The sequence below is a fragment of the Bradyrhizobium sp. STM 3843 genome, assembly GCF_000239815.1.
In the GTDB taxonomy this organism is placed as follows: domain Bacteria; phylum Pseudomonadota; class Alphaproteobacteria; order Rhizobiales; family Xanthobacteraceae; genus Bradyrhizobium.
Genome location: NZ_CAFK01000304.1, coordinates 13,967 through 29,823, shown reverse-complemented (window position 1 = coordinate 29,823; position 15,857 = coordinate 13,967). Strand labels below are relative to the sequence as shown.

Here is a 15,857-nt window from a genome sequence, read left to right as displayed (position 1 = left end):
ATGAGGCCCGTGGGGTTGCTTGCTCGGCCTCACCTTCGAGACGCTCGCTGACGCAAGCTCCTCTGGATGAGGAATTGAAACAGCCTCAGGTTAATCAACCAGAGCCAAAATGCAAAAGGCCGGGATCGCTCCCGGCCTTTCGTTTTTTACTCCGCCGTCATGCCCCGCGCAGGCGGGGCATCCAGTGTTCCGGGACGTCAGCGGTCACCACGACCGCTGTGGCGTACTGGGTCGCCCGGTCAAGCCGGGCGACGACGATCGTTGTGGCTCACTTCGCTTCCGCACGCTTCGGGGGCGACGCCGGCCACGACTTGATCAGCGTGTCGTAGTCGATGGTCTCGCCCTTCGGCTTCTCGTTGGCAAGCTTGCGCTGTGGCGCGATGTTGCCGTCCTTCGCCGACTTGTTGAACCAGTACTCGGCGGTTTCCTTCTTGTTGAGCTTCGGACCGCAGTCGCCCTGCACCTTGGACTTCTCCAGACGCTCCAGCACCGAGTCCTGGGCCGCCGCGAGCGAGTCCATCGCCTGTTGCGGTGTCTTCGCGCCCGAGGCCGCATCGCCGATGTTCTGCCACCACAGCTGCGCGAGCTTCGGATAGTCAGGCACGTTGTTGCCGGTCGGGGTCCACTGCACGCGCGCGGGCGAGCGGTAGAACTCGATCAGGCCGCCGAGCTTCGGCGCACGCTCGGTGAACGACTTGTCCCAGATGTCGGATTCACGGATGAAGGTGAGACCGACGTGGCTCTTCTTCAAGCTCACCGTCTTGGAAACGATGAACTGCTGATACAGCCAGGCCGCCTTGCGGCGATCGACCGGGGTCGACTTCAGAAGCGTCAGCGAACCGACGTCCTGGTAGCCGAGCTTCATGCCGTCCTTCCAGTACGAGCCATGCGGCGAGGGAGCCATGCGCCACTTCGGCGTGCCGTCGGCGTTCATGACCGCAAGGCCCGGCTTCACCATGTCGGCGGTGAAGGCGGTGTACCAGAAGATCTGCTGGGCAATGTTGCCCTGCGACGGCACCGGACCCGACTCGGAGAAGGTCATGCCCTGTGCCTGCGGCGGAGCATACTTCTTCAGCCAGTCGAGATATTTGACGATCGAGTAGACCGCCGCCGGACCGTTGACGTCACCGCCGCGCTCGACCGACGAGCCGACCGGACGGCAGCCTTCCATGCGGATGCCCCATTCGTCGACCGGCAGGCCGTTCGGGATACCCTTGTCGCCGTTGCCGGCCATCGACAGCCAGGCGTCGGTGAAACGCCAGCCGAGCGAGGGATCCTTCTTGCCATAGTCCATGTGGCCATAGACCTTGACGCCGTTGATCTCCTTGATGTCGTTGGTGAAGAAATCAGCGATGTCCTCATAGGCCGACCAGTTCACGGGCACGCCGAGCTCGTAGCCATACTTGGCCTTGAACTTGGCCTTGTAGTCGGGGTTGGTGAACCAGTCGTAGCGGAACCAATAGAGGTTGGCGAACTGCTGGTCCGGCAGCTGATAGAGATGGCCGTTCGGCGCGGTCGTGAACGACTTGCCGATGAAATCGTCGACGTCGAGATAGGGATCGGTGACGTCCTTGGCATCCTTCGCCATCCAGTCCGTCAGGTCGACCGCCTGGCCGTAACGGAAATGGGTGCCGATGAAGTCGGAATCGTTGATCCAGCCGTCATAGACGTTCTTGCCGGACTGCATCTGGGTCTGGATCTTCTCGACGACGTCACCTTCCTGGATGATGTCGTGCTTGACCTTGATGCCGGTGATCTCCTCGAACGCCTTGGCCAGCGTCTTGGATTCATATTCATGGACCGTCAGGGTTTCGGAGACGATGTTGATCTCCATGCCCTTGTAGGGCTGAGCGGCCTTGATGAACCAATCCATCTCCTTCATCTGGTCGTCCTTGGAGAGCGTGGACGGCTGGAATTCGGAATCGATCCATTTCTTGGCGGCCGCCTCGTCGGCGAACGCCGGCGCGCTGACCGTGGCAGATACTGCCATCAGTGCGAACGCACTCGTCATCATAAAGGCCCTTGCCCTCGTCGCAGGCCCCTTCCTTACCGGCAGATGTCGCATGGTGTTCCTCCGTTGCAGCGACAGACTTTTCTCAGGCCCGGGTTCCCCCCGGATCTGCTCGTTTTCGTTGCTCAGACGGTGCGAAAGATCACAACGGCTGAGACAAGCGAAACCACGGTTGCGAGCCACAGGCTCGAAATATCGAATCCTTCCTCGCCGATCGGCAAGGTCGTAATAGTGTCGGTGCCAATCAGGCCAATCCACGCTAGGTGGATGACGGCAGCTAAAATCAGCGAAATGAACAGGCGGTCACCGCGCGTGGTCGGGATACGCAGGATCCCGATGCGCTCGGCTTCCGGATAGGCCGCAGCAAGCCACGTCATCACGGCCAGCGTGCAGGCAAGCGCGACGAAGAAAATCGCGGTCGGCAGCGTCCAGGCCATCCATGCAATGCTGTCCATGGTTTCAGTGCCTCCACGCGCGCGAGATGATGGATGATGCGCGATCCGTCACTTCGAGGGCGGTGCGCCCCCCTCCCCCTTGCGGGGGAGGGAGCGCACCGAGTCCGCGGCTGTCCGTTTGCCTCATCATCACACCCGTCCCAGCGCGAAGCCGCGCGCGATGTAGTTGCGGACGAACCAGATCACGAGCGCGCCGGGGATGATGGTGAGCACCCCGGCGGCCGCAAGCAGACCCCAATCCATGCCGGCGGCCGAGACCGTGCGGGTCATGATGGCCGAGATCGGCTTGGCCTCCGTCGCCGTGAGCGTCCGCGCGAGCAACAATTCGACCCAGGAGAACATGAAGCAGAAGAACGCGGCGACACCGATACCGCTTGCGATCAGCGGCACCAGGATCTTGATGAAGAAGCGCGGGAAGGAATAGCCGTCGAGGAAGGCGGTTTCGTCGATCTCGCGCGGCACCGAGGAGACGAAGCCTTCGAGGATCCAGACCGCCAGCGGCACGTTGAAGATGCAGTGCGCCAGCGCCACCGCCCAGGGCGTATCGAACAGCCCGATCGCCGAATACAGGTTGAAGAACGGCAGCGCGTAGACCGCGGCCGGAGCCATGCGGTTCGACAGCAGCCAGAAGAACAGATGCTTGTCGCCGAGGAAACGGTAGCGCGCGAAAGCGTAGGCCGCCGGCAGCGCCACCGCAATCGAGATCACGGTGTTGATGATAACGTATTTCAGCGAATTGATATAGCCGGAATACCAGCTCTCATCGGTGAAGATGCGCATGTAGTTCGCGGCCGTCGGCTGGTGCGGCCACAAGGTCATGGTCGAGACGATTTCGGTGTTGGTCTTGAAGCTCATGTTGACGAGCCAGTAGATCGGCAACAGCAGGAAGACCAGAAAGACCGTCATGATGATGCGGCGGCCCGGGATCGAATGCATCGCGCGCCTCACTTCTTCGCCGGCCGGCGCTCGGCGCCGGCATTGGTCATGATGGTGTAGAACACCCAGCAGACGATCAGGATGATCAGGTTGTAGACCAGCGACAGCGCCGCGGCCTTGCCGAGGTCGAACTGACCGAGCGCGATCTTGACCAGTTCGATCGAGATGAATGTGGTGGAATTGCCGGGCCCGCCGCCGGTGACCACGAACGGCTCGGTGTAGATCATGAAGCTGTCCATGAAGCGGAGCAGCACGGCGATCAGCAGCACCCGGTGCATCTTCGGCAGCTGGATCGCGGTGAACACCGCCCAGCGCGAGGCGCCGTCGATCTGGGCCGCCTGATAATAGGCATCCGGTATCGACTTCAGGCCGGCATAGCAGAGCAGCGCCACCAGGCTGGTCCAGTGCCAGACATCCATCACGATGACGGTCATCCAGGCGTCGAACTCATTGGAGACGTAATTGTAGTCGATGCCGATCCGATTCAGCACGTACCCGAGCAGGCCAATGTCCGGGCGTCCGAAGATCTGCCAGATGGTGCCGACGACGTTCCACGGGATCAAGAGCGGCAGGGCCAGCACCACGAGGCACAGCGCGACCGTCCAGCCCGAGCGCGGCATCGACAGCGCCACCACGATGCCGAGCGGCACCTCGATTGCCAGAATCACCGCGGAGAAGATCAGGTTGCGCCACAGCGAGGCCAGGAAGCGGCCGCCGAGATCGGTCGATGGATCGAGCAGCTCCTTGAACCAGCCGACGCCGTTCCAGAAGAACTGGTTGTTGCCGAAGGTGTCCTGCAGCGAATAGTTCACCACCGTCATCAGCGGGATGATGGCGGAGAACGCCACCAGCAGAAACACCGGCAGCACCAGGAACCAGGCCTTGTTGTTGATGGTCTTCTCCATCAGGCGGCTCCCTCGACCAGATGGCTGTCGGCATAGACATGGACGTGCGACGGGTCGAACTTCAGCCCCACGGACGATCCCGAGGGCGCGAAGCCGGCCGGCACGCGCGCAGCGAATTTCACGTCCCCGACCCGCACCCGCGCAAAGCGGATGCGGCCGAGATCATCGATCCGTTCGACATTGGCGGCGAGCAGCCCGGGCCCGGGCTCGGCGACGTCGACGAATTCGGGACGCACACCGATCTCGATCCTGGCTCCCGACGGCAGCGCGTCATAGCTGCGCGACAGGCTCAGCGTATGGCCGTCGATGCGCGCTTCGCGTCCCCTGACCTCGGCAGCCATGATGTTCATGCCGGGCGAGCCGATGAAATAGCCCACGAAAGTATGCGCGGGCTTCTCGAACAGGTCGGCCGGCGCGCCGCTCTGCACCACCCGCCCGTCATGCATCACCACGACGGTGTCGGCGAAGGTCAGCGCCTCGGTCTGGTCATGGGTGACATAGATCATGGTGAGGTCGAGCTCGCGATGCAGCGCCTTCAATTTCGAGCGCAGCTGCCATTTCAGCTCGGGATCGATCACCGTCAGCGGCTCGTCGAACAGCACCGCCGCCACATCGGAGCGGACCAGGCCGCGCCCCAGCGAGATCTTCTGCTTGGCATCCGCGGTAAGCCGCGTCGCCTTGCGGTCGAGGTCCTGGGTCAGGTCCAACAGCCGTGCGATCTCGGCGACGCGCTTGTCGATCTCGGACCGCGGCACGCCGCGGTTCTTCAGCGGAAAGGCAAGGTTCTGCCCGACCGTCATGGTGTCGTAGATCACCGGAAACTGGAACACCTGCGCGATGTTGCGCTTTTGCGTGGTGAGATGGGTGATGTCCTGGCCGTCGAACAGGATCTTGCCACGCGATGGCGTGAGGATGCCGGAGATCAGATTGAGCAGCGTGGTCTTGCCACAGCCGGAAGGGCCAAGCAGCGCATAGGCGCCGCCCTGCCGCCAGGTCATCGTCACCGGCTTCAGCGCATAGCTTTCGACGTCGGTGCCGTTGCCACCGTAGGAATGAGCGAGATCGACGAGGTCAATGCGGGCCATGCGGCATCTCCCTCAGCTTGCCGGCGCCGCGACCAGCCGGTCGGCGGCATCGAAGACGAAGACATTGGCGGGATCGAGCACAGCGTCCAGCACCTCACCCGGTTCATACTCATGGACGCCGTGCAGCACGGCGACCCAGTTCGCCTCATCACGCGCCAGATGCACGAAGCTTTCCGAGCCCGTGATCTCCGTGACCTCGACGGTTGCAGCGAATGCGTGCCCGCTTTGGCTTACGCCGGGCCTGGCGAGCCCGAGCTGATGCGGCCGGAAGCCGACGCGGTAGTCGCCGTCGGCAAGCCCGGCATAGAGCCCGGTGGCCGGCGCCGTGACGCTATCGGCATAATGCACGTTGCCGCCGCGCTTCTCGATGCCGACAGTATTCATCGGCGGGTCGGAAAACACCTGGCCGACGCGCAACGTCTCGGGCCGCCGATAGACGATCGCGGTGTCACCAGCCTGCAGCGCCTTGCCCTCCCACATGCAGACGGTGCGGCCGCCGAGCAGCAGCGCCTCCGATGGCTCCGTGGTCGCATAGACGAAGATCGCGCCCGAGGCCTCGAAGATGCGCGGCAGCTCCGCGCGCAATTCCTCGCGCAGCTTGTAGTCGAGATTGGCGAGCGGCTCGTCGAGCAGCACGAGATCGGCGCCTTTCACCAATGCGCGCGCGATCGCGGTGCGCTGCTGTTGGCCGCCGGAGAGCTGCAGCGGCGTGCGTTGCAGAAAAGGCTCGAGCCGCAGCAGCTTTGCCGCCTCGGCGACACGCTTCTCGATGACGTCGCGCGGCTTGCCCTGCACCCGCAGGGGCGAAGCGATATTCTCGTAGACGGTCAGCGAGGGATAGTTGATGAACTGCTGATACACCATGGCGACCGAGCGCTGCCGCACGTCGGCGCCGGTGACATCCTTGCCGTCGACCACCACGCGGCCGGTGGTCGGTTTGTCCAGCCCGGCGAGCAGACGCATGATCGAGGTCTTGCCCGACAGGGTCGGCCCGAGCAGCACGCTCAACGTGCCGCGCTGGAAGGTCAGCGACACGTCGCGGATGGTCGGAATGCCGTCCACGACGCGCGTCACATGGTCGAGCACGACGCTCATGCGCGTCCTCCCGCCTCGCGCGCGGGCGCCACCACAGAGGCGCGGTTGGCCGCGATCCAGTCGTCAAGCACGGCGACCTCTCGCGCAGACAGCCGCAAACCAAGCTTCGATCGACGCCACACGATGTCCTCGGCTGTACACGCCCACTCTTCCGCCATCAGGTACCTGACTTCGCGCTCCGTCAAGCTCGCACCGAAATCCTGGCCGAGATCAGCTGATGTCGCGGCATTGCCGAGCATTTTGGCAGCGCGCGTTCCATAGGCATGAGCAAGCCGGCGCGCATGTACCTCGGTGAGGAACGGATAGGTCTTGCGCAGTTGCGCAATCAGGGACGAGACCGCAGCGACCGCCATGTCGCCACCGGGTAGCGGCGCCTGGCCGGTCCAGCCCTCTTTCGCCTTGCCGCCGTTCAGGTAGGGCGACAGGCGCTCCAGCGCCTCTTCCGAGAGCCGCCGATAGGTGGTGATCTTGCCGCCATAGATCGACAGCAGCGGCAGCCCCCCCGGCGTATCAAGTTCGAACACATAGTCGCGCGTTGCGGCCTTGGCCTCGGACGCACCGTCATCATACAGCGGTCGCACGCCGGAATAGGTCCAGACCACGACTTGGGGCGTGACCTTCTTGGCAAGGTATTCGCCGACCGCGGCGCAGAGATAGCTGATCTCCTCGTCGGTCGCCTTCACCTTGGCCGGATCGCCCTGATAGTCGCGATCGGTGGTGCCGATCAGCGTGAAATCCTGCTGATAGGGAATCGCAAAGACGATGCGACCATCGGCGTTCTGGAAGATATAGGCCCGGTCGTGGTCATACAGCTTGGGAACCACGATGTGCGAGCCCTGCACCAGCCGCACCTTGGCCTTGGCATTGACGCCGGCGCCGCGCGCGAGCACCTCTTCGACCCAGGGACCGCCGGCATTGACCAGGGCGCGCGCCTTGATGGTTTCGCGCTCGCCGGTCTCGGTGTTTTCTGCGGTGAGCTGCCAGACCCCGGCGCTCTGCCTGATTTCGGTGGCGCGCGTGCGGGTGCGGATCACGGCGCCACGATCGGCGGCATCGCGGGCCGTCAACACGACGAGGCGGGCATCGTCGACAAAGCAATCCGAATATTCGAAGCCGCGGGTATAGCGCGCGCGGATCAGCGGCTTGCCGACCTCATCCTTTGTCAGGTCGACCGAGCGCGTCGGCGGGAGCAGCTTGCGACCGCCGAGATGGTCGTAGAGGAAGAGCCCGAGCCGCAGCAGCCACGCTGGCCGCAGGCCCGCGTGATGCGGCAACACAAACCGCAACGGGCTGATGATGTGAGGTGCGATCCGCCACAGGATTTCGCGCTCGATCAGCGCCTCGCGGACCAGACGAAATTCGTAATATTCGAGATAGCGCAAGCCGCCGTGCACGAGCTTGGTTGACCAGGACGAGGTCCCACTGGCCAAGTCGTTCATCTCACACAAGAAAACGGAGTTTCCGCGCCCTGCCGCATCGCGCGCGATGCCGCAGCCGTTGACGCCGCCTCCGACAATGGCGAGGTCGTAAATCCGCTCCAACCGACGTTCCCCCGACAATCGCCTTCACTCCGGCGATTTTACTTTCGTTTGCGACTTAAACACAAACGAAAGCGAAAGCAAACCAATTTCACGGGATTGTCGCGAACGTGGCGGAAACGGGCGCCGCGGTCAGGCGCGGCGGAGAATGGTCGGCGATGCCTGCTCGGGCGCGTCGGCGCCCTCCTCCGGCTCGGAGGCCGGCATCGCGACATCGACCTGGATGCCGCGGCTGTGGCAGACGTTCGCGAGTCCGTCCGGCAGCGGCCGGTCGGTCACGAAGGTCTGGATCTGACTCATATGAGCGATGCGCACCGGCGCGCTGCGGTGCAGCTTGGTGGAATCGGCCACCAGCATCACGCTGCGCGCGTTGGCGATGATGGCCTGCGCGACCTGGACCTCGCGATAGTCGAAGTCGAGCAGCGCGCCCTCCTCATCGATCGCGGAGGCGCCGATGATGGCGTAGTCGACCTTGAACTGGCCGATCAGCTGCGTCGCGGTCGAACCGACCACGCCGCCGTCCGAGCGGCGCACCGTGCCGCCGGCCACGATCACCTCGATGCGCGGGTGGCGATAGAGCAGCATCGCGACGTTGAGGTTGTTGGTAATGACGAGCAGGTCCTGGTGCGAGGACAGCGCGCTCGCGACCTCCTCGGTGGTGGTGCCGATGTTGATGAAGAGCGAGCAGCCGTTCGGAATCCGCGCCGCGGCCGCGGCGCCGATCGCCTTCTTCTCCTCGGCCGCAACGAAGCGCCGCGCCTCGTAAGCGAGATTCTCGACGCCCGAGGCAATGATGGCGCCACCGTGAATCCGGGTCAGTGCCCGCTGCTCGCAGAGATCATTCAGGTCCTTGCGGATGGTCTGCGCGGAGACATCGAAACGGCGGGCGAGCTCTTCGACCATGACGCGGCCGGAGGCACGCGCCAGATTGAGGATCTCGGTCTGACGTTGAGAGAGCACAGCCATGGCACGCCTCGTGGTGGGGGTTGCCATGGTGAGACGGATTCACGTAAGCGTCAATGTAAGAGCGCGTGACTCGATCCCACGATCCCAGGAGCCACGACGCACGCGCATCGTTACGGCGCAATCCGCCTCCTCATCACGGGGAGAGGCAAAGCACCTTCAAGCCGCTGCGCTGAGTTCACCCTGAACGAGCCGCACCGCCGCGCGTTCGGCCTCGCGTGCATTGCGGAATAGCTGCCCTTCGAGTGGATTGAAACGATGTGACGCCGCGAAGAAGCGATAGCCACCGCGGTCGCGAACGACGATGCCTGCCGCCTGACCGCCGACCTCGATGATGTAGGTGTCCGACATTACCCCGTCCTTGAACTTCAGTCCGGGCCTATAACGGTGCATAAAGCTAGCGGTTCCAGTCACGTCACGCGGCAAAAACAGGCCGGATGGTCACGTCCCGTTGTCCGGGACTGGCGTGCCGATCACTTGTCCGCAACGACTCCGAAAATCGCGTCGCGCGGCGGATCACAGGATGTCTGCGGAACTCGGCGGCAGATCGTCTCCACTCCGGCAATCGAACGAAGATTTCGCACCTGCGGAAAAACTCAACGGGTCTCGTCGCTCGACAGGCGCGGCGCACCGGACGCAGAGCGTCCATGCATCAGGCTTTCCTGGTGCTTGCCAAGCAGCTCGTAGATCCGATGCAGGTCCTGCAGCATCGAGATCTGCTGCTCCCGGAACGCGCTCAGCTCGATTTCGTAGACATCAATCTTATACTCGGCACGATGAAGCCGCTGCTGAAGTTTTTTGAGAACTTCCAAAGTCAGCTTATCGTTAATATCAGACATAATTCGACTCCACCGGTCTTAACTCCCGTCCCACTGCACTCGCCACGTATTCGCTGACCTCAAGCTCGAACCGCAATTAGCGGCGGCACCGGCGGGCGTCCTCGAGCGGGACCCAGCTTTGCGTTGCGGCTCTCACGCGCGATCCGCCTGAAACAAAATCACGACTAATGCACCACAAGCTCTCATCGCACTAACGCCACAACTATTCGTCGGCAATACGGCAACCGAATGGCGATGCCCCAATATGACTAACGAAGGACACGCGCCCCCGGACAGACTACCGCGTGGCTACGATCATCATCGTACGTGACACGGCAATTCTTGCCGAGTGATTCTTGCCTACCGAAATCGGCGTTCGCTATTCTTGTGCCGTTGCACGCCCGCCTTCCTAACAGATCATGGCACGTCAGACTTCGAACGCGAATAACTTGTGACATCACGAATGAGGGAACAACGCTCCTCACAACGACGCACGTGGATCGGCTTCGCCTAAGTCATGATGGGCGCACCGTCGCGCTTGATCGCCTGTGGGCGCCCGTCATCATCGATCGAGACGTAGGTGAAGTTGCCGTCGGTCACCAGAATCGGCTGCTCTTCCCTGCGACGGAGCACCCAGGCTTCGAGATGCACGGTCATCGAGGTGCGCCCGACCCGAACCAGATTGGCGTAGACCGAGACCAGATCGCCGACATAGACAGCTTTACGAAAATTCATCGCTTCGATTGCAACTGTAACCGTGCGCGACTTCGCGACCTTGGAAGCGAACACGCCGCCGCCGACGTCCATCTGGCTCAACAGCCAGCCGCCGAAAATGTCACCATTGGCGTTGGTGTCGGCCGGCATCGCCAGCGTCCGGATGCAGAGATCGCCGCGCGGCTCGCTCGATGTCGCCGATGCGGCGTGAACAGAAGCGTCTGTCACCTGAAAGTCTCCCAGCCGGCATCGGGCGTGAACCGATCGCCGAATTTCTGCGCCAGATTGCGCAAGGTGGTCACGACATCCTCGATGCCGCGCGTGCGCGCGTAGTTCAAGGGGCCACCGCGAAACGGTGCATAACCCGTGCCGAAAATCATCGCACCGTCCACGCTATCAGCGTTGTCCACAATCCCCTCGTGCAGCGCAGCGACGCAAACGTTCGAGATCGGCAGGATTAGCCGATCAATCATCTCCTGCGACGGTTCTCGCTCTATCACCTGGCTCGCGATGCGCTCGGGCTTACCGTCTCGCCAGGTATAGAAGCCTTTGCCGGTCTTGCGACCGAGCTCGCCTCTTGCCACTTTCCCGCGCAGCCAGGCGGGGGTCGGCGGCAGCGCATCGCCGAATTTCGCCCGTAACATGTCACCGACGTCGAGGCAGATGTCGAGCCCGACCTGGTCGGCAAGTTCGACCGGCCCCATCGGCATACCGAATTTGCGCGCGGCGTCGTCGATGACCGCCTGGTCGATCTTCTCGTCGAGCAGCACCATCGCCTCGAGCATGTAAGGCGTCAGCGCGCGATTGACGAGAAAGCCGGGCGAGCTCTTCACGGACAGCGGCAGGCGGTCGATGGCGCCGACAAAGGCGCGCGCGCGGCTGAACAAAGCGGCGTCGGTGCCGTCGTGCGCGACCACCTCCACGAGCTGCAGCCGCGACACCGGGTTGAAGAAATGCAAGCCCACGAGGTTTTCCGGCCGTTGCAGGCCGACGCGCAACTCCTGCAGCGGAATGCTCGACGTGTTGGTGGCGAGGATCGCGTCGCGCTTCATCCGCGGCTCAATGGCGGCATAAAGCGTCCGCTTCAGCTCGAGCTTCTCCGGCACCGCTTCGATGACGAGGTCGGCATTGCGGACGCCCTCGCCCGCCAGGTCCGGGATCAGGCGGTCGAGCGCATCGCGGACCTCGGTGGTCTTTCGGACGGTCTTCTTGAACAGATCGGCGGCGCGCTTGAGCGCGCCTGCGATCGGTTCCGGCTTCATGTCAGCGAGTGTGACACGCAGGCCCTGGCTGGCGCACCAGGCCGCGATGTCACCGCCCATCGCGCCGGCGCCGATCACATGGACATGCTCGATCCCATGGCCACTGCGTGCGCTCTTTTTCATCTGCTCGCGCAGGAAGAACACGCGGATCAGGTTCTGCGCGGTCGGGCTCACCATCAGCTCGGCAAACGAGGTCTGCTCAGCCCTGAGCATCGCGACCTTGTCGCCGCCATGCCGCTCCCAGAGGTCGATCAGCGCGTAAGGCGCAGGATAGTGCTGGCGCGGCGCGGTCTTCTCCGCTTCGCGCCGCATGCGATTGGCAAGAAGCCCGCGCGCCGGGGCCGCGTTGAGAAGATTGTTCAGCAGGCCGGGCTGGGCGCGCTTCAGCCGCCCAAACACGGCATCCTTCACCGCGCCCCGGACATGCCGTTCCTGCGTCACGGCGTCGACAAGACCGAGCGATTTCGCCCGGCGGGCATCGATGGTCTTCCCGGTCAGCATCAGGCTCATCGCCTGCGCCGGGTTGATCAACAGCGGGAAGCGCGCGGTGCCGCCGAGCCCCGGATGCAGGCCGAGCATCACCTCGGGAAAGCCGAACCGCGCATCGTCGATGGCGATCCGCGACTGGCAGGCAAGCGCCACCTCCAGGCCGCCGCCAAGGCAGAAACCGTGGATCACGGCCACTGTCGGGATGCGCAAGGCCTCCAGCCGGTCGACCACCGCATGCGCGCGCAGCATCTCGATGCCAACCCCGCGCGCGTCATTCGCGCCACGGAAGGCATTGACGTCAGCGCCGGCGATGAACCCGGACGCTTTCGCGGAGCGGATGACGAGCCCGGCCGGCCGATGCGTCTCCAGCTCGGTCAGGACATGGTCGAACTCCTCCAGCACATCGGCTGACAAGGTGTTGGCGCTGGTACCGGCACGGTCGAACAAGAGCCAGGCGATGCCGTCGTCATCGCGGGTCAGCTTGAAATTTGTGTACGGAGATGCCGCCTCCGGCACCGGTCCCAGCTCGCGCACGCGGTCGCTGAGCACATCCATGATTTGCGATTTGATCATCACACTGCCTCGATCAGCATGGCGCCACCGAGCCCACCGCCGATACATTCGGTCGCGACGCCCCGTCGCGTGCCGAGCCGCTTCATCGCGTTGACCAGATGCAGCACGATCCGGTTGCCTGACGTGCCCACGGGATGGCCGAGGCTGATCGCGCCGCCATCGACGTTGAGCCTGGCACGATCGATCGTGCCGGCCGCGCCATCGAGCCCCAGCACCTCGCGGCAGAACCGCTCATCCTGCCAGGCGGCGAGACAGCCCAACACCTGGGTCGCAAAGGCCTCGTTCAGCTCCCAGGTTTCGACGTCGGCCAAAGAGAGATTGTTGCGCTTCAACAGCGCAGTGGCCGACAGCACGGGACCGAGCCCCATGATCGAGGGATCAAGCGCCGACCATTGGCTATCCAGGATGGCCGCCTTCGGCGCCAGCCCGTGTCTAGCCACCGCGTCTTCCGACGCCAGGATCACCCAGGACGCGCCGTCGGTAATCTGCGAGGAATTGCCGGCCGTGACCTGGCCCCAGGGCCGCTCGAACACCGGACGCAGCTTTGCCAGCGACTGCGGGGTCGAATCCGGCCGCACGCCATCGTCATGGTCGTAGAATTTTCCGTCGCGCGCGAACGCGGTCTCGACCTCGCTCTTGAGCCAGCCTTCGGCTTGCGCACGGGCGAGGCGGCGGTGGCTATCGGCGGCATACTCATCGGACTGCGCGCGCGTGATGCCGAAGAGATGGCCGACCTTCTCCGCGGTCTGTCCCATGTTGAGCTCGGTGACGGGATCGGTGAGCCCGCGCTCGAGCCCGATGATCGGCTTGAAGTCGCTTGGCCGCGCCTTCAAGGCTGCGGCAATCTTGGCGACCAACGTCTTGGCGGCCGCAAGCCCTGCAAACCAGCGCACACCCTGCTGTGGCCACACCAGGGGCGCATGGCTCAAGGCTTCCGCGCCGCCGGCGAGGATGAGATCGGCGTGACCCTCGCGGATATAGCGAAAAGCGGTGTCGATCGACTGCATGCCGGAGCCGCAATTGATCTGCACGGTGAAGGCGACCATCCGCTCCCCCATGCCGAGGCGGAGCGCCGCAACGCGGGCTGGATTCATCTCGTCCGCGATGACGTTGACGCAGCCGAGGATCACCTGGTCGAACGCATCGGGTGCGAAGGGCTGGCGTGCCAGCAGCGGGCGCCCGCATTGCACCGCGAGATCGACCGGCGTGAACGGCCCGGGACCGGAGCGCGCCTTGAGAAACGGCGTCCGGCTGCCGTCGACGATGTAGACCGCACGCGCCATCAGCCTGCCACCCTGCGTTTGCCACGTTGTTGAGAAAACCAGCGCATGTCGGCCGGCATGCTGATGAAATCGCGTCGAAACGAGTTCATGACAGTGTTCCTTAATCCTACAGCGTCACAAGCGCGAGCCATGGCCTGCTCCACCGTCATTCCGGGGCGATGCGACAGCATCGAACCCGGAATCTCGAGATTCCGGGTTCAGCCCTGACGGGCTGCCCCGGAATGACGGCGGTTGTGACGCAGAAGACTAGGCCAGTTTAGCGCAAAGCGCGGCGGTTCAGGTGACACTTCACATCAGAATCGAGCGAGGTTGTGGGCGCAACCGATTTGACCGCCAACGAAAAACAGCGTTCCGCAACGCGGGACGCGCCTCGCCGAGCCCGCTCTTGCAGGAGTGCAGCGCCTAATCCGGCCGGACCATCTCGAACATGGCGTCAGGTCGGATTTCGAAATAGTCGCCGCGGCGGCCGGCGCGCACGATCGGGCGCGCCTGCGCCGTCTGGTAGACGCCGTCCTTGATCAGGGACTTCTCGATGTGAACCGCGACGACCTCACCGAACGTGACCCAGGCATTGGCCTTTTTGCCGTCGGCGCCTTGCAGCTGGACGATCTGGGTCAGTTTGCATTCGAAGGCGACCGGGCTTTCGCCGACCCGCGGCACGCTGACGAGCTTGCACGGCGTCGGCGTGAGGCCTGCGAGCTCGAACTCGCTGACGTCGCGCGCGACATGGGCCGCTGTCGCATTCATCTGGGTCGCGAGCGCGCGGGTCGCCAGATTCCAGACGAACTCGCCGGTGTCCTGGATATTCTCGACGGAGTCCTTCCAGTTCGTCGACGAAAAGCCAATGATCGGCGGGGTATAGCAGAAGCCGTTGAAAAAACTGTAAGGTGCGAGATTGACGTGGCCATCCTTGTCGCGCGAGGAGATCCAGCCGATCGGACGCGGTGCGATGATGGCGTTGAAGGGATCGTGCTTGAGGCCGTGGCCGTTCTTCGGTTCGTAGAAATGCAGATCCTGTTCGGTCACGCCTGTCTTCCCCTTCAATGATTGTCGTCATTCCGGGCGCCTCGAAGAGGCGAACCCGGAATGACCGGGGAAACTAGACCGTGGAGTCCTTCGAACCAAGCCCGGCCAGGACGAAATCGATCATTTGATCGATGGTCGGACCCGGCTTCCGTTCGCATTGGGCGATCATCTGCGGGTGGAAGAAGCGCAGCATCGCGGTCGTGGCGCACATCGCCGTAAGTTGCAGGTCGGCAGAACGGAATTCGCCGGAAGCCATGCCCTGTCCGATCACCCGGGCAATCATCTGGGTGATCAGGAGCATATGCGCCTCGCAGACCTCCCAGCTCTCCTCCATCGCGACCGCGACCATTTCGTGCAGCTTGGAATCGCCGACGTAGCGCTCGGTGTTCATGCGGTGGATGGTCGCGAGCAGTTCACGAAGACGTGGAACGGCCGACCCGGGCCGAGCGGCAATCTCTTCCGCCGCCAGCTCGACCTGGCCCATCAGAGTGCGCGCCACCCCCTGATGAATCGCCCTCTTCGAGTCGAAGAAGCGATAGACATTCGCCGGGCTCATATGGAGCTCCTTGGCGATGTCGGCGACCGTGGTTTTCTGGTAGCCGATCTGCCGGAACAGTCGCTCCGCCACCACGAGAATCCGCTCGCGCGTATCGGGTTCGACATGGTCGGAAACCAGCGTCATGCCTGCAATCACTCTCCTCTGC

General features: G+C 63.5%; 15 protein-coding genes. All 15 read right to left on the bottom strand.

Annotation, left to right across the window (positions count from 1 at the left end):
* Positions 1–268: 268 nt before the first annotated feature.
* Complete coding sequence (locus tag BRAS3843_RS32615) at positions 269–2,065, bottom strand: ABC transporter substrate-binding protein (RefSeq protein ID WP_083841483.1); 1,797 nt, start codon at positions 2,063–2,065, stop codon at positions 269–271.
* Between the two features lie 71 nt (positions 2,066–2,136).
* The gene (locus BRAS3843_RS32610) at positions 2,137–2,466 is read right to left on the bottom strand and encodes a DUF2160 domain-containing protein (RefSeq protein WP_008973482.1); all 330 of its coding nucleotides are present in this window, start codon (positions 2,464–2,466) and stop codon (positions 2,137–2,139) included.
* A 129-nt stretch (positions 2,467–2,595) separates the two neighbouring features.
* Positions 2,596–3,402, bottom strand: a complete 807-nt coding sequence (locus tag BRAS3843_RS32605; protein ID WP_008973481.1) for a carbohydrate ABC transporter permease — start codon at positions 3,400–3,402, stop codon at positions 2,596–2,598.
* Between the two features lie 8 nt (positions 3,403–3,410).
* Positions 3,411–4,307 (bottom strand): sugar ABC transporter permease, encoded by an 897-nt coding sequence (locus tag BRAS3843_RS32600; RefSeq protein ID WP_008973480.1) that lies wholly within the window; start codon positions 4,305–4,307, stop codon positions 3,411–3,413.
* Positions 4,307–5,392: an ABC transporter ATP-binding protein gene (locus BRAS3843_RS32595; protein ID WP_008973479.1), complete on the bottom strand. Its 1,086-nt coding sequence runs from the start codon at positions 5,390–5,392 to the stop codon at positions 4,307–4,309. Before BRAS3843_RS32595 ends, BRAS3843_RS32600 begins: the two co-directional genes overlap by 1 nt.
* A gap of 12 nt (positions 5,393–5,404) precedes the next feature.
* The gene (locus BRAS3843_RS32590; RefSeq protein ID WP_008973478.1) at positions 5,405–6,487 is read right to left on the bottom strand and encodes an ABC transporter ATP-binding protein; all 1,083 of its coding nucleotides are present in this window, start codon (positions 6,485–6,487) and stop codon (positions 5,405–5,407) included.
* The gene (gene glpD / locus BRAS3843_RS32585) at positions 6,484–8,028 is read right to left on the bottom strand and encodes a glycerol-3-phosphate dehydrogenase (RefSeq protein WP_008973477.1); all 1,545 of its coding nucleotides are present in this window, start codon (positions 8,026–8,028) and stop codon (positions 6,484–6,486) included. Before glpD ends, BRAS3843_RS32590 begins: the two co-directional genes overlap by 4 nt.
* 129 nt (positions 8,029–8,157) lie before the next feature.
* Positions 8,158–8,991, bottom strand: coding sequence for a DeoR/GlpR family DNA-binding transcription regulator (locus BRAS3843_RS32580; RefSeq protein ID WP_008973476.1), 834 nt, complete (start codon positions 8,989–8,991; stop codon positions 8,158–8,160).
* 156 nt (positions 8,992–9,147) lie between these two features.
* Entirely contained in the window at positions 9,148–9,339 is a 192-nt protein-coding gene (locus BRAS3843_RS32575; protein WP_008973475.1) for a hypothetical protein, read from the bottom strand.
* A 245-nt stretch (positions 9,340–9,584) separates the two neighbouring features.
* On the bottom strand, positions 9,585–9,827 hold the full coding sequence (locus tag BRAS3843_RS32570) for a hypothetical protein (RefSeq protein WP_008973474.1): 243 nt from the start codon (positions 9,825–9,827) through the stop codon (positions 9,585–9,587).
* Between the two features lie 489 nt (positions 9,828–10,316).
* Entirely contained in the window at positions 10,317–10,748 is a 432-nt protein-coding gene (locus tag BRAS3843_RS32565; protein ID WP_008973473.1) for an acyl-CoA thioesterase, read from the bottom strand.
* A complete protein-coding gene (locus BRAS3843_RS32560; protein ID WP_035983575.1) occupies positions 10,745–12,841 on the bottom strand; it encodes a 3-hydroxyacyl-CoA dehydrogenase NAD-binding domain-containing protein in 2,097 nt (698 codons plus the stop codon). The genes BRAS3843_RS32565 and BRAS3843_RS32560 overlap by 4 nt, the downstream gene beginning before the upstream one ends.
* A gap of 2 nt (positions 12,842–12,843) precedes the next feature.
* Positions 12,844–14,127: an acetyl-CoA C-acetyltransferase gene (locus BRAS3843_RS32555; protein WP_008973471.1), complete on the bottom strand. Its 1,284-nt coding sequence runs from the start codon at positions 14,125–14,127 to the stop codon at positions 12,844–12,846.
* 402 nt (positions 14,128–14,529) lie between these two features.
* Positions 14,530–15,153 carry a flavin reductase family protein gene (locus BRAS3843_RS32550; protein WP_008973470.1) on the bottom strand — a complete coding sequence of 208 codons (624 nt, stop codon included), beginning with the start codon at positions 15,151–15,153 and terminating at the stop codon, positions 14,530–14,532.
* Between the two features lie 73 nt (positions 15,154–15,226).
* The gene (locus BRAS3843_RS32545; RefSeq protein WP_008973469.1) at positions 15,227–15,835 is read right to left on the bottom strand and encodes a TetR family transcriptional regulator; all 609 of its coding nucleotides are present in this window, start codon (positions 15,833–15,835) and stop codon (positions 15,227–15,229) included.
* Positions 15,836–15,857 lie beyond the last annotated feature (22 nt).

What these genes read in the sequence shown, in the direction of transcription:
- BRAS3843_RS32545 (WP_008973469.1), bottom strand. Translation starts at nt 15,835, where the DNA reads ATGACGCTGGTTTCCGACCATGTCGAACCCGATACGCGCGAGCGGATT.
- BRAS3843_RS32610 (WP_008973482.1), bottom strand. Translation starts at nt 2,466, where the DNA reads ATGGACAGCATTGCATGGATGGCCTGGACGCTGCCGACCGCGATTTTC.
- BRAS3843_RS32595 (WP_008973479.1), bottom strand. Translation starts at nt 5,392, where the DNA reads ATGGCCCGCATTGACCTCGTCGATCTCGCTCATTCCTACGGTGGCAAC.
- BRAS3843_RS32600 (WP_008973480.1), bottom strand. Translation starts at nt 4,307, where the DNA reads ATGGAGAAGACCATCAACAACAAGGCCTGGTTCCTGGTGCTGCCGGTG.
- BRAS3843_RS32570 (WP_008973474.1), bottom strand. Translation starts at nt 9,827, where the DNA reads ATGTCTGATATTAACGATAAGCTGACTTTGGAAGTTCTCAAAAAACTT.
- BRAS3843_RS32555 (WP_008973471.1), bottom strand. Translation starts at nt 14,127, where the DNA reads ATGGCGCGTGCGGTCTACATCGTCGACGGCAGCCGGACGCCGTTTCTC.
- BRAS3843_RS32605 (WP_008973481.1), bottom strand. Translation starts at nt 3,402, where the DNA reads ATGCATTCGATCCCGGGCCGCCGCATCATCATGACGGTCTTTCTGGTC.
- BRAS3843_RS32615 (WP_083841483.1), bottom strand. Translation starts at nt 2,065, where the DNA reads ATGCGACATCTGCCGGTAAGGAAGGGGCCTGCGACGAGGGCAAGGGCC.
- BRAS3843_RS32575 (WP_008973475.1), bottom strand. Translation starts at nt 9,339, where the DNA reads ATGTCGGACACCTACATCATCGAGGTCGGCGGTCAGGCGGCAGGCATC.
- BRAS3843_RS32580 (WP_008973476.1), bottom strand. Translation starts at nt 8,991, where the DNA reads ATGGCTGTGCTCTCTCAACGTCAGACCGAGATCCTCAATCTGGCGCGT.
- BRAS3843_RS32590 (WP_008973478.1), bottom strand. Translation starts at nt 6,487, where the DNA reads ATGAGCGTCGTGCTCGACCATGTGACGCGCGTCGTGGACGGCATTCCG.